The organism is Microbacterium sp. Kw_RZR3, assembly GCF_029222405.1.
In the GTDB taxonomy this organism is placed as follows: domain Bacteria; phylum Actinomycetota; class Actinomycetes; order Actinomycetales; family Microbacteriaceae; genus Microbacterium.
In genome coordinates this window covers 1-13,342 of sequence record NZ_JARHXC010000268.1, presented here as the reverse complement: position 1 = coordinate 13,342, position 13,342 = coordinate 1, and the positions used below count along the sequence as shown (strand labels likewise).

General features: G+C 64.2%; 10 protein-coding genes. 6 read left to right on the top strand and 4 right to left on the bottom strand.

Annotated features, from left to right (window positions below; all coding sequences use genetic code 11):
- Positions 1–2 precede the first annotated feature (2 nt).
- Positions 3–1,163: a glycosyltransferase gene (locus tag P2P98_RS14890; protein WP_275800903.1), complete on the bottom strand. Its 1,161-nt coding sequence runs from the start codon at positions 1,161–1,163 to the stop codon at positions 3–5.
- A 191-nt stretch (positions 1,164–1,354) separates the two neighbouring features.
- On the opposite strand from P2P98_RS14890, the gene P2P98_RS14885 reads away from it, so the two are divergent.
- Positions 1,355–3,094, top strand: coding sequence for a DUF4012 domain-containing protein (locus tag P2P98_RS14885; protein WP_275800901.1), 1,740 nt, complete (start codon positions 1,355–1,357; stop codon positions 3,092–3,094).
- Positions 3,095–3,185: 91 nt separating this feature from the next.
- Here the strand turns inward: P2P98_RS14885 and P2P98_RS14880 are convergent, their stop codons facing one another.
- On the bottom strand, positions 3,186–4,631 hold the full coding sequence (locus P2P98_RS14880) for a glycosyl hydrolase family 28 protein (RefSeq protein ID WP_275800899.1): 1,446 nt from the start codon (positions 4,629–4,631) through the stop codon (positions 3,186–3,188).
- A gap of 111 nt (positions 4,632–4,742) precedes the next feature.
- Entirely contained in the window at positions 4,743–6,758 is a 2,016-nt protein-coding gene (locus P2P98_RS14875; RefSeq protein WP_275800897.1) for an acyltransferase family protein, read from the bottom strand.
- 227 nt (positions 6,759–6,985) lie between these two features.
- Here P2P98_RS14875 and P2P98_RS14870 point away from each other — a divergent pair, with 227 nt between their 5' ends.
- From P2P98_RS14870 to P2P98_RS14860, 3 genes are read left to right on the top strand one after another with little or no spacing between them, the layout of a single operon-like run.
- Positions 6,986–8,119 (top strand): glycosyltransferase, encoded by a 1,134-nt coding sequence (locus P2P98_RS14870; protein WP_275800895.1) that lies wholly within the window; start codon positions 6,986–6,988, stop codon positions 8,117–8,119.
- Positions 8,116–9,189, top strand: coding sequence for a glycosyltransferase (locus P2P98_RS14865; RefSeq protein WP_275800893.1), 1,074 nt, complete (start codon positions 8,116–8,118; stop codon positions 9,187–9,189). The genes P2P98_RS14870 and P2P98_RS14865 overlap by 4 nt, the downstream gene beginning before the upstream one ends.
- A gap of 7 nt (positions 9,190–9,196) precedes the next feature.
- Positions 9,197–9,730 (top strand): DapH/DapD/GlmU-related protein, encoded by a 534-nt coding sequence (locus P2P98_RS14860; protein WP_275800892.1) that lies wholly within the window; start codon positions 9,197–9,199, stop codon positions 9,728–9,730.
- Between the two features lie 85 nt (positions 9,731–9,815).
- Here the strand turns inward: P2P98_RS14860 and P2P98_RS14855 are convergent, their stop codons facing one another.
- Entirely contained in the window at positions 9,816–11,120 is a 1,305-nt protein-coding gene (locus P2P98_RS14855; RefSeq protein WP_058613667.1) for an O-antigen ligase family protein, read from the bottom strand.
- Positions 11,121–11,284: 164 nt separating this feature from the next.
- Between P2P98_RS14855 and P2P98_RS14850 the strand changes: the two genes are divergently transcribed.
- Together P2P98_RS14850 and P2P98_RS14845 are read left to right on the top strand one after the other, a co-directional pair.
- Entirely contained in the window at positions 11,285–12,895 is a 1,611-nt protein-coding gene (locus P2P98_RS14850) for a lipid II flippase MurJ (RefSeq protein WP_081318241.1), read from the top strand.
- 113 nt (positions 12,896–13,008) lie between these two features.
- A partial coding sequence (locus P2P98_RS14845; RefSeq protein WP_275800889.1) for a hypothetical protein occupies positions 13,009–13,342 on the top strand: 334 nt, incomplete at its 3' end.

Here is a 13,342-nt window from a genome sequence, read left to right as displayed (position 1 = left end):
CGTCAGCCTTCCCGTGCCAGTCGACGGGGCGGAAACACGTCGCCCTGGTCAGTGCGCAGGTGTGACCGGAGGAGGCGCTCGTAGGCGGCGTTCACGCTCTCCCACGAGTAAGCGTCCCGTGCGCGGCGAACGGCCGCCTCGCTGAGGCGTTGCTGCCGATCCGGGTCCGTGAGCAGACCGCGCAACGCTGCTTCGATATGTGCGGGTTCGGGCCCCGTGAACTCCCCCGCGTCAGCACCGAGGACCTCGCGGCTATGCACGGTGTCGCGCGCCACGATCGGCGCTCCCGCCGCCATCGCCTGCACCAAGGCGGGGTTGGTGCCGCCCACACTGTGGCCGTGGAAGTACGCACCCGCGTGTTGCCAAAGACTGTGCAGCCGGTGATCGTCGTGCACATGACCGAACCAGTGAAAGCGCGGGAGGCGCTCGTCGAGAGCTGCGGCGCGCTCGTCGAGCTCGCCCCCGTATCCCGCGGATCCCACGGCGATGACGTCGTGCGTCTGCGCAAGACGTTCGGCGGCCTCGAAGAACGGACCGACGGTGTTCTCCGGGACGAACCGCGCCACGAGCAGAGCGTAGCCCCGGTGCTCGAACCCCGGCTCGACCGGTAGTGGCGGGGGGACGTCGGCACCGTAGGGAATGAACTCGCCCCCGACACCGAATCGGCTCTGCCAGGCATCGCCGATCGTGCGTGCATCGACGACGCGTTCGGTCGACCATTTCGCCGTTACCTGGGCGCCGGCGCGGAACACGGCCTTTCCCAGCGCGCTCCATTTCTCGCGCTTCCATTCCAGCCCATCGACGTTCACGATGGTCGGGATGCCGCGAGCTCGCAGCATCGGGAGCCAGAAACCGTTCGCCACGTTCATGATGAGCGCCACGTCGGGGCGGCGTCGCGCAGCGTCGAACGTCGAGGTGAAACCGTATGACAACGTGCTGAGGGCGCGGGAGTCGATGCCTCTGGTCATGCGGGACACGACACGCAGATCACGGTCGGGATCGTCGGCCTCGACAGCGCCGGGGCGCCCGTAGACCGAGACATTCCACCCACAATCCACGAGATAGGGAGAAAGTCGACGAACGGCCGTCTCGAAACCCCCGTAGTAGCTTGGGTAACCCCGCGTACCAATAATCGCGACCGATGGCGTGCGGCGAGATCCCACGCGTCTCCTCGTCTTTCAGCAGGCCCTTTCGAATGCGGCCCCCGGGCTGCTGCGCACAGAATGTGACCAGCTGCCTTTGCATCCGACTCGGGTAGCATACCCATTCGCGCGACGAGCTCCGTCGCGGACGACGCCGGAGGCCCGATTCTCGGCGTGATCGGAATGACATGTCGCGAATTTCCCTCAGCCGGATGAGCCCCACGAAGATCGCCTGGATCGCGCTGGCCGCGGTGGTTGCGGTGCTCGTCGCGCTCACGGCGGCCGTAGCGATCGGTGCATTCATCGCGCAGAAGGAACTGCGTGCCGCGGTACCCATCGTTTCTCAGATCCAGGATGAATTCGGCTCGGACGATCGCACGACGCTGGCCGCGTCCGTGCGTGAGCTGCAGGGGCACGCGGCGGCCGCGCGCGGTGCTGCGGACACTCCTTTGTGGTGGATTGCCGAGCAGGCGCCATTCATCGGCCCGACTTTGCACGCGGTCCGGGAGTCGACGGTCGCCGTCGACGAATTGGCGCAGGGCGTCTTGCCGACGCTCGCCGACGTCGATCCCGCGCTCCTGCGTCCCGCTGGTGGTGCTTTCGATGTCACTGCTATCGGAGCGCTCGCCGGACCCATCTCGACAGCTGCCGCAGCGGGCGAGAATGCTGCGGACGCCCTCTCCGGGGTCGACCTCGCCGACACCCCCGGCGTCTTGCGTGCTCCGCTCGCGCAGCTGACCGGCGGGGTCAAGGAGCTCCAACCGGCCCTGTCGCGCGCGAACGCTCTGATGCCGTACCTGCCGTCCATGATGGGCCAGGACGGCCCGAAGAACTATCTCCTCCTGGTTCAGAACAACGCCGAGGCCCGTGGCCTCGGCGGTATACCGGCGTCCGTCGTGATGCTGCGGCTCGAGGGCGGCAAGATGGAGATCGTGCAGCAGGCTGCGAGCGGCGACTTCACGAACAAGCGCGCGACGCCGATCATCCCCCTCGACCCGGAAGTCGTGAAGCTGTACGACGACAAGATCGGGCGCTGGTCCCAGGACGCGACGTCCACGCCCGATTTCACGCTGGCGGCCGACCTCTCGAAGGCGTTCTGGACCGAAACATTCGGAACGCCGGTAGATGGCGTCATCGCGATCGACCCCATTGTCCTTTCGTATGTTTTGAAGGCGACGGGGCCTATCACGCTCGCGACCGGAGACAAGCTGACCTCTTCCGATGCCGTACAGGTCCTTCTTAGCGATGTGTACGCGCGATATCCCAAGAACGTGGACCAAGACAAGTTCTTCGCATCAGCCGCGGTCGAGATCTTCGACGCCGTTTCATCGGGTGACTTCAAGCCCGTCCCCTTCGTGAACGCGGTCGTCCAGTCTGTCGATGAAAATCGCGTCTACTTCCACTCCTTCGATTCAGGTATCGAATCCGCCTTCGACGGGTCGCGGCTCTCCGGTCCGCTACCGACATCAGATGGTCCAGATGACGCCACTGTCGGCGTTTTCGTCAACGACCTCACGGAGGGGAAGCTCAGTTTCTACACCTGGATGTCGGCCGATCTCGTCGTCGATCGATGCGCGGGCGTCCCGACGTACACGACGACCGTCACGTTCGTGAACGCGCTCGACCAGGCGACCTCCGATGGCTTGGTGAGCTACGTCAATGGCGGACGGCATTACCCCAAGGGTGTGATCGGAACTGATCTTCAGTTCTACGGTCCAAGCGGCGCCCGCTTCGTGGGAGCGACGATCGACGGAACGGATGTGGCGATCACGACCGGTGAGCACCTGGGGAGGCCCGTGGGACGCATGTGGGTCGTCAACGGCCTTCAGGAGGCGCACACGATGACCATGACGTTCGAAGGCGGCCCTCAGAATGCCGACGAAGCCGCACTCGTCCACACGCCGATGGTGAATCCGGTTCGCACCAGCGTGACGGAGAAGGCCTGCGGGTAGGCCCCGTCGAACCGACTATTTTGCGGGTCTTCCCTGCAGACGACGTCGATTCGAGTATGTGGGCCTCCACCACCCTTGGGACGGCCTCGAGCTATCCTGCTGGGAATGTGGGGAAGGAGCACGAAGGCACGTGCGGTTGCGCGTCGGCACCTTCCGCGACGAGTCCCCCGAGTGGCTTGCCGTCGAAAGTGACGTTGCGGGCTTTGATCAGCGCATCCCGGGTTTGAACTGCCGCTGCGTCCACTGTCGTGTCGGAGATCCTCAGGGTGAGGGGCCGGTTGCGGTCGAGTCCCTTCAACTGTGAGGTGGCGGTGGCCGGAGAATCGGTCGCTTTCAGTCCCTCGATGCGGATGTCGGAGAACACGGGTGGGTGGTCTCCCGTCTTCCTGAGATAGTCCGGGTCGATGACGATGGGGTGGCTCACCGCGTCGATGCACGTATTGCGGTACGTGATGGCGCGAACTTCCCCGCCAAACTGGGCAGCGCTCTTGATGCGGATTCCGATCGATGCGTCGCTCCTGTTGCCGAAGGCGTCCCGTCCGCTGATGGTGTTGTCGGTCACCAGCACATGGTCCACACCCGCGGTAGTGACCGCTCCAATGGAGATTCCGTGCGTCCCGAAGAGATGATTCCCGTGCACGGTGATTCCGCGTGAAGGCTTGGACGTCGCTTTGACCGCGATGCCATCGTCGCCCGCAGAAATCCAGGAGTCGACGACGGAAGCGTTCTGCACTCCATCGAGGTCGATCCCATCCGTGTTGCGCGCCGAGCCGGGTGTATCTATCCGCACCCCCCACACCGAAAGATCGTCACCGTTCTTGTAGTAGAAGTGGTATCCGGCTGCGTTGGCGAGCGTGACGTCGGCAAGGGTGAATCTGTCGGCGGCATTAGCGTCGATCAACCGTGGCACGTTGGGGAGGTTGTGACTGCGTGCTTCCTCGGCGAGGTCCCACCAACTGAGAGTCTCACCGAGGATTTGATCACCCCCTCGGCCATCGATACGCCCGCGTGTGCCGCCAGGGACGAGCTCTGACTCGATGCCGGTGTTCGGAGCCCGGACCTCTATGAAAGCCCTGCAGCCTTTGCCGTCCCCGGAAACCGTTCCGCAGGTCCCACCACCGGCAGCTTGATAATCCGAGGGGTTCAGTGACGCGTAGAGGACGACGCCGGGGTCCACCATCAGGACCTCGCCCTGGCGCAGGGTGAGGGGACCGCTGAGGAAGTCTCGGTGAGAGCCGGCACCGGTCAGATGAATCGCCACCACCGAGTCGCCCGACTGCGCACATCTGTCGAGTGCGGACTGCAAACGATCCGTGTCGGGTGGTGTCGCTTCGTCAGCCGGGCTGCCCATTCCGTCCGGCATGCTCAGGTTGGAGGTGACCGTATCGCAGGTTGTCGTCGGAGGACTTGGATGACCGGTCACGTGGCGGCTTCCCTCGGCCGCACCGCGTCCATCTGCTCCGACGAACGAACAGCCACTGAAAACGAGGACGGATGAAAGAACCAGCGCCACGACCCACCGGCGCTGAAATCTCATACGTTCAGGATGAGAGATCAGCCTATGAGAATTCGGGGACGAACCTATGCGTGATCTCTCGGGCGGTGGAAGGCCTGGAGAGCGGTGAACTGTGGGGTGCGATCAGCGTGATCAAGTTCCTCGAGGTGTCGATAAGGCGGAGAGAAGGTGCTCGCGCAACGCTGGCGTCAATGCCTCGGCGAAGGTCTTTGTGAGGTGATGGGCATCTCGAGACACGAGATAGTTGCCCACGACCGGCGAGCACGACAGATCGTCGCAGATGTGGTCCGTGAGATCGATCCAATCTGCGCCTGCGGTGTCTCGCTCCACCGAACGGAGGTCATCCCGGAGCGCGACCGCCCGATCGACCTCGCACGCGGACACATCCTCGACGTGAGCGGCCAAGCACATGGCCGGAGTAATTCCGAAGTTGGGGCTGTCCGCCATGATCACGACACGCGATGCCGCGGGCAGTTCGGCGAGGGTTTGCGCAATTCCTTCTCTCCATGCCTGTGCTGGGTCGCTCTCCCCTTCGACTCGTGCCGCTGCGAAGTTCGCCAGGACGATGACGGCGGGTGGGTCCGTCTGTAGTCGCTCGATGACGCGATCCCGCCACACTGCACACGACGTGCCGGGCTCCGCCTGCTTGGACGCCGTCTGAATGGAGCCGCATGAGGACTTCGAGTTGGAGTTCAGTCGAATCTCGCCCGCTTCCGCCATTGCGGCGAAGGCCGGCACCCAGCTTGCCGCGTGCGAGTCGCCGAACAGAGCCACGACGGGCGCGTCTGTGTTGGAGCCGAACCAGCAGCCGTTCGCGTCGCGACCTGTCGGCCCCTGGTGGCAGCCGTTCGCGTAGACCACCGAGTTGTCGTTCGAGGCTTCGCGGAGTAGCGGAGTGAGGTTCGAGGGGACGAAGGAGGGCACCACGGGAGGGACTGACAATGTCTGGCCCGCCTCGACGGCTCGGCCGCTGCTGATGGGCGAGAGATTACTCACCAGGAGGAGGCAAATCGCCGCCACGGCGATCACCGCGGAGGTCGCGCCGGTCGCGATCAGGGTTGCCGACGCCGACGCACGCCGCGCCCGAGGCGAGGTCCGGAACGGCTCTTCGATGTAGCGAAAGCTCAGCCACGCCAGCGGGACCGACAGTGCCGCGAGGCCAAGGGTTACCGAAAGGGGGAGCGGGTTGTTGTATCCGACAGCAGACTGGGGGATCTGTTGCATCGGCCAGTGAACAAGGTACAGAGAGTAGGAGATCGCTCCCACGAACTGCATCGGACGCAAACTGAGTAGTGGCGCCGGGGACCAGCTCGTAGAGGAGGCTCCGCCAATGATCAGGGTCGCCGTCCCGAGGACGGGCAGCAATGTCGAAAGCCCGGGGAACGGCGTGCTCGAGGTGAAGGTGAAGCCCGCAACGATGACCGCGATCAGACCAAACCAGGCCGACACGCCGGCAACACGAGTGGCGATCCATGCAGGACGGGTCCTGAGCAGGGCAGCGACGAGTCCCCCGACCGCGAGCTCCCATGCGCGCGTGGGAAGGGAGAAGAACGCCCACGGCTGCGACCGCGAAACCACAAGCAGACACGCAGCGAACGAGACGACGGCCACGCCGAGGATGACCCACGTCAGCAGTTTGGATCGGCGACGAAGGAGAAGGAATGCCCCGGTCAAGAGCGCTGGCCAAAGAATGTAGAACTGCTCTTCGATACCCAGAGACCAGTAATGCTGGAACACGGAGGGGATCGTTTCGGCGAGATAGTCCGTCCCCTCGACGGCGAACAGATAGTTCGGGACGTAAAGAGCTGTCCAGGCTGCCCCCTGAAGAACCTGCGTCAGCTGCAGGGGGTTCACCCAGATGAACGACGCGATGACGGTGAGCAGCACCACGGCGAAGGATGCAGGGAGGATCCGGCGTGCTCGCTTCGCGTAGAACTGGCGGAAGCTTATCCGCCCGTCCCGCTCGAGACTGCCGAGGAGGTGGGAGGTGATCAAGAACCCCGAGATGACGAAGAACACGTCAACGCCGACGTATCCGCCCCCAAGAACACTGACACCCGAGTGGTACAGGACGACCAGAAGAACGGCGATCGCTCGGAGGCCCTGGATATCGGGGCGGAATGAGCTCGTCTTGGTGGGCGTAGTCATTAATCTGAGACCGGTCTTCCTTCGTTTCCTGCCCACCACAGTAAAGGTCGAGCGAGTTGCGGAAGAAAACGGGCCGGTCCCCGCACCCTGATTGGCGAATAGTCGCAGACGACGTCGGTTCGCCTCGCCGCAGAGCGCGGATTTCCGTGCCGGTAGTATGAAGCGGTCGTAGACGACGCGGTGGGGTGTCGATTTTCTCTCCGCGAGGCCCGGAGAATGGAGATCCCGTGACCGAGAAGCGCGTGCTGATCGAGCCAATAGATCCCCGCAAGTCGAAGCCAGGTGGGGTCGACACGTGCATTCGGGGCTTGATCAAGTATCGTCCCGACGACATGGTCCTCTCTGTGGTCGGCGTGGATGCCGTGGGGGACGCAGAGATCGGCGTTTGGCGCACCGATGAGATCGATGGCCGTTCCGTGCGATTCCTCCCCGTATACCGAGCCGACAACACCGTCATCAGGCCGAAGATCCCGCACATCGCCCAACTCGTCTGGGGGGTCTGGAAGTATCGTCGTCAGATTTCGGCGGACGTGCTGCAGACTCACCGGGTGACGACCGGATTCGCGGTTCGTCGTTTCTTCCGTAAAGCCAGGCACGTCCAGTTCATCCACAACGACGGCGACGACAGCATCAAGCTGGGCAACGAGTCGTACTTCAAGAAGTTCACGGGAGCATTCCGCTTCCTCGAGAAGCGCGCCGTCCAGGAGTGCGCGGATGTCGTCATCTTCAACAGTGCCGCGGCGGAGCGACTCGGCCAGTGGGGGCAGAATGTCCGCTTCTCGCCGACGTGGTTCGATGACGAGTATTTCTTCCCCGCCGAGGGGGATCCTCACACCGCCCGAACCGACCTGCTGTGGGTCGGGCGTTTCGAGGAGACGAAGGATCCGCTTCTCGCCGTCCGCGCCATCGCCGAGGCCGGGCCGCAGTACACCCTGACAATGCTCGGGGGCGGCTCGCTGCTGCAGAAGACCAAGGACCTCGCCGCCGAGCTGGGGCTTTCCGAACGTATCGACGTCAAAGGACCCGTCGAGAAGCGAAGTGTCTCCGACCACCTCCGCGCCCGGTCCGCCTTGCTCATGACTTCGCAGCATGAGGGTTTCCCCCGCGCGGTCGTGGAATCACTCGCCTGCGGCCTCCCCGTTGTAACCACGGCGGGAGGTGAGCCGAACGGCCTAGTGGTCGAGGGTCGCAATGGCACGCGAATCGCCGAGCGCACGCCCGAGAGCGTCGCGGATGCGATCCGACGGGTCGACGGAGTGGCATCCGAGGGGGCCATCTCGTCGGTGGAGAACCTGCGTGCGACCATTCTCGTGCCATACGTGCTCGGACGTCAGGTGCAATCGACGGAGCAGCAGCGGTGACCCGTAAGATCGCCTTCGTGCTGCCCTCGCTCGTTGGAGGCGGTGCGGAGTTCGTCACGAAAATGTGGGCGACAGAGGTCGCGCGTCGCGGATACGACGTCGAGATCGTCCTCCTCCGCGCCCGTGAGGGGGAGCCGAACCCCGAGGGCGTGCGGATCCGGCACGTCGCAAAGGTGGGGGCGGGCCGTGCCAAAGAAACGAGAGCTCTCCGCGAGTACTTGCTGACCGAACGGCCCGATGTCGCCATCGCGATGATGACTCGTGCCAACTTCCAGCTTCTCGCCGTCGTGCAGTCTCTCCCGAAGAAGGCTCGTCCACGCGTGGTCATCAGCGAGCGAAATATTCCCTTCGCGGAATCCCATCACAGTGCGGCGCACATTTTCGCTCGCGACCAGGCGTATCGCTCGCTCTATCCCAAAGCCGACGCCTTCATCGCGATCTCTCACCCCGTGGGTGCGGTGTTCCAGTACGCCGCCCGGCTCCGTCGTGATCGTGTCTGGGTGATCCCCAACCCGGCAATCGCGAAATCCGGCATCCGTCTTCCGGCCGATTCCTGGTCTTCTGGCGGTTCGGTGACTCTGGTCGTGCCGGCCCGCGTCGTGGCGAAGAAACGCCCGACCTTGGCGATCGACATCGCCGACCACCTCGCGCCGGTTATCGACGTCGCCGTGCAGTACTTCGGCGTCGGCGAACTCTCCGAAGAGATTGCGAGGATTCGGCGCCCGTACCCCATCGAGCTCAAGGGACGCGTCGAGAACTGGTTCGACCACATCCCGGCGAACGGTGTGATCCTCCTGCCGTCCGCTGTGGAGGGCTTCGGCAATGTTCTCCCCGAAGCGGCTTCCCGCGGCGTGCCCTCCGTCGTCGGATCTACGGCCTTCGGTAGTGCGGATGCCATCGTCCCCGGTGTCACGGGGTTCTTCGCCAGAGCCGACTCCGTCGAGGAGTACGCGGATGCTGTTCTCCGAGCTGCGCGTCTGCCCCGCTCAGCCCCGGAGACGTGGTTGCAGGAGTTCTCCGCCGAGAACAGCGTCGACCTGTTGGCACGGCTTATCGACTCCCTGAGATGAGGAAATCATGAAGTGGCCGTACATCAAGTACCGCGTCCTGAAAGCCATGAAGGGCACAGTCGCAGCGTCTCGGGCCATGGGGTGCACGGTAGGGGACGGATGTCGAATCCTGTCCAAGATCGTCACGACCGAGCCATGGTTGGTGAAGATCGGTGATCGAGTCACGGTCAGTGCGAACGTCACGTTGGTGACTCACGACGGATCTGGTTGGTTGGTCTCGGACGAGCGCGGACGGCGTTTCCGATATGCGCCGGTGACGATCGGCTCGGACGTCTTCGTGGGCACGGGTGCCATCATCATGCCGGGCGTCCGGATCGGAGATAGATGTGTCGTCGGCGCGGGGTCTGTCGTGACGAAATCGGTTCCGGACGGCATCGTCGTCGCAGGCAACCCGGCGCGACCTATCTCGACGTGGGACGATTTCACGGCGCGCGTCGCGTCGTGGCCGGCAGAATCCGACAAGATCGGCGCGGATTACCGCTCACGAGTCGACTCGATCCGGGAGCAGGAATATCGTCCGGACATGACTTCGTCCGCCTGACCATCGCTCTCACGAGGGAGCCGTGGCTGGTTTTCGTTCTGGGCGCCGAGGCGAGGTCAGGACGGCATGTGATCCGGCGCCGTCTCTAGCGGCCGGACCTGTCCGCCGCCAACCTCGTACCGATCCTGACGGCCTTCTTACGTGGTCGCGCTGCGGGGACCGGGGGAGCGTCATCGCGCGGTGCCCAGCACGCGACGATGAACGGTACCGCGATGACGAGGATGGCAGGGTTGGCGTCCAGCGCATTGAAGCCACTCAACGACACGCAGACCGCCGCCAGGCCCGCGGGGGCCCACGCGCGTGATCTGCGCAGGCTCGCGACTCCGGTGAGAACGATGGCGAGGAGTACCAGGATGCTGAGCGCGCCGAGCGAGATGACGAGCTGCAATGCGGAGTTCTCGAGGATGAGGCCCGGGTAATTTTGCGCGTAGACGTCAACGGATCGTCCCGGACCGTATCCCGTGAGCCCACCGGACTGGATGAGCCGCACAGCACGCTCGAAGATCGCGTCTCGATAAGTCGAGGATCCTGTTCCGTCGGCGCTGCTCTGTCGGTCCTGCAGAAGATCCGAATTCCAGGCGAACAACACGACCGCGCTGCCGAGAAGCAGAGCCACGATCGCCCGCCACTGAGCGCCGCGGGTCCTTCCGACCGACTGAGCCAGCACTGCGATCATCACGCCGAGGGCGGTGGCGACGAGGCCGGTCCGAGAGACGGAGAGGATGAGGCCGAGCACCGCTCCGCCCATGCCGAAGATGAGCAGAAGCGGACGGCGGACGGTGAAGGCGACGCCGCTGGCGACGATGGCCGAGGCGACGAGCGAGAGCACGAGGGGATGTCCGAACGACGCCTTGGCCCGAGCGACCGACCAGGAGCGGTCCCGGTAGATCTCCGTGTAGACGAGGTCCCACGGGTTGACCTGGAAGAGCAATCCGATGAGCGTCACGACCCCAATGAACGCTCCGACGTACAGCAGGTGCCGCTGCAGCATGCCGATGTCGAGGTCGGTGGCATCCGAAACGATCGCGGCCCGGGCGGCGAGCACGGTCGTCACCGCGAAGACAGTTACCCAGAGGAGCGACGAGAGCGCCGACTCCCCGAGGAAAGACGATACAACGAGCAGGCCCAGCAGGATGATGACACCGGCATCGAAGATCCCGGGCGCTTTTCGTCCGCGACCACGTCGGGTTATCACGCGCAGTTCCCAGATGAGAACGAGAAGCAGGGCGGGCGTCAGATAGCGACCGATAACGCTCGGCAACGCCGTGTACCCGACAGGGAGGAGGACAAACGCCCAGAGCGCCAGGACGGGGAGAAAACGACGTTTGGTGGCGAAGGCGATGATGAGGAAGATCAGGGCCGCGCCGCTCGCCGCAAGAATCTCAGTCATATCCGCCCGCTGTATCGAGTGCTCGGTCTGACTCCACGATCATGAACAACCTCGGTTCATTCGGACCCTCGAGCCCCGGCGGAGGTGGCCAGAGGGGAGACGGAGTGCACAGTAGAGTCTTGGACGAGCATACAGATCGTAGCGGGAATCAGCGGGGCGGGTAGATGGCGAGCACGGACGGAAGAGCCGCACTCTGGTCCGGAATCGGCAATCTCGCATCCAAAGGTCTTGCGTTCTGTCGGAACCTCGTGCTGGCCGCCGCGATTGGCACGGCTCTCGTCGCCGATGCATACAACGTCGCGAACAATGTGCCGAACATGCTGTACATCATGCTTGGTGGTGGGGCGATCGCCACTGTCTTCGTGCCCCAAATCACTCGCCTCGCAAAGGATTCCCAGCGGCGGGCGGACGAATACAGTTCGCTGCTCCTCGTGGCCGTGACCGTGGTCGGACTCGTGCTCGTGGGAATTCTCATCGTGGCGACACCTCTGCTCATTTCCGCATTCGGCGGTGAGGCGTGGGACGATGCTCAACGAGGGCTCGCGACCACCCTGTCCTACTGGTGTCTACCGCAGATCGTCTTCTACGCGCTGTATTCCGTCCAGACCCAGATCCTGAATTCTCGTGGAAAGTTCATCGCCGCGGCGTGGGTCAGCTCCGCTAATAGCCTGACAGTCCTTGCTACCTGCGTCCCGATCCTGCTCATGGGTGTGGTGCAGGCTAATGATCCGGCGAGCGTCTCGGCGGTGGACGTCACGCTGCTCGGCGCGGGTGCCCTCGGAGGCACGATCGCGCAGAGCGCGCTTCTTGCCGTGGTTGCGATGCGCTCGGGGTTCCGGCTGCGCCTTCCCCGCCAGCTACGCGGGTTGGGCCTCCGTCGCACCCGTGACATCGGGTCATGGACGCTTGCCGCGTCACTCTGCTATCAAATCTCGAATCTTGTCGTTGTGGGGGTCACCGCGCGCGCCGGTGCCGAGGCCGCGGCCGTCGGCGAGGACGGTCGGGGCTATTCGGTTTACTACTACGCCTTCACCCTCGTCACGCTGATCCAGTCGGTGCTGATCGCGACGTTCGGTAACATCCTGCTGGCCCGTATGGCGCAGCACCGGGCGAGCGAAAGCCGGGAAGCGGCGACGCAAGAATTAGATGTGACGGTCACGCGCGCGGCGTCGCTCGTCGTGCCGATCAGCGGCGCCTTCGTGGCCCTTGGCGTGCCGCTTGGAGGAGTTCTCTTCGCGCGGGGCAATACATCGCTCGAATCCGCCATGGCGATCGGAATCAGCATCGTGATTCTGGGGATCGGTCTTGTTCCGTACACCCTCCACATGCTGCTCGTTCGAGCCTTCTACGCGTACATGCTTCCGCGGCCGCCCATGGTCAGCGCGGTTGTGGTGAACGGCGTATGGATCGTCGGCGCCATCGCCTCGCAGTTCCTGGCCCCCCCAGGTGTACGCGCGTGGATCGTTGCGGGAGTCTTTGTGCTTGCCTACTGGATCGATTTCCCCTTGAAGTTCCGGCGGTTGCGTACTCAACTGGACTTCCGCCCTTCCGACTCCGCGGTCAGCGGCGCGCGCAAACTCGTGGTCGCGGGAGTCGTGTCCACGGCCGTCGTCGGTATTGCCGTGTTGGCCTCCTCGTTCGTCTGGCCGCCGTCGACCGTCCTGCTCGTGACGCAACTCCTGGTCGGAGGCGCTCTCTTCGCTGTGGTTTATCTCGTCATGACGCGTCGGTCGGAGGTCTCTCCGCTCGCGGTGCTCCGGTGGTTGAAGCGCTGACTTTTCGCGGTCTTCAGCCTTCCGAGTTCGCGTCCTGCTAAAGGCAATTTCTCGGTAATTGTCCGTTCTCGCCATTTACAGAGCGCAGAATGGAGCCATTGTTGGGCGTATCGATGGGGGCAACGAATGTTCGGCACGGCAATATCCATCGGCGGTTTGCTCGTCGCCTCGTTGACTCCGGTGGGTGCGCCCGCGGCACCACCGCCGGCCCCCGCCGTGATTTCTGTGGCCACGTCATCGCCGAGCGCGACACCGTCGTCGACGAGCTCGCCTACGCCGACAGTGCCGTCGAGTATGGCGAGTCCGCGGCCGTCCACGCCTGCGCCGGCCCCGACCGCATCGCCCGAGACGTCGCCAGCTCAAACCGACGCCCCGGCCCCGGCCCCGACTGTGTCGCCGTCGCCGGCCGCTTCGAATCCGTCCTCATCTGCGTGGCAAGTCGTGACC

Bases quoted from the DNA above. Each gene is read 5' to 3' on its own strand.
- P2P98_RS14860 (WP_275800892.1), top strand. From the start codon at position 9,197: ATGAAGTGGCCGTACATCAAGTACCGCGTCCTGAAAGCCATGAAGGGC.
- P2P98_RS14875 (WP_275800897.1), bottom strand. From the start codon at position 6,758: ATGACTACGCCCACCAAGACGAGCTCATTCCGCCCCGATATCCAGGGC.
- P2P98_RS14885 (WP_275800901.1), top strand. From the start codon at position 1,355: ATGAGCCCCACGAAGATCGCCTGGATCGCGCTGGCCGCGGTGGTTGCG.
- P2P98_RS14855 (WP_058613667.1), bottom strand. From the start codon at position 11,120: ATGACTGAGATTCTTGCGGCGAGCGGCGCGGCCCTGATCTTCCTCATC.
- P2P98_RS14850 (WP_081318241.1), top strand. From the start codon at position 11,285: ATGGCGAGCACGGACGGAAGAGCCGCACTCTGGTCCGGAATCGGCAAT.
- P2P98_RS14880 (WP_275800899.1), bottom strand. From the start codon at position 4,631: ATGAGATTTCAGCGCCGGTGGGTCGTGGCGCTGGTTCTTTCATCCGTC.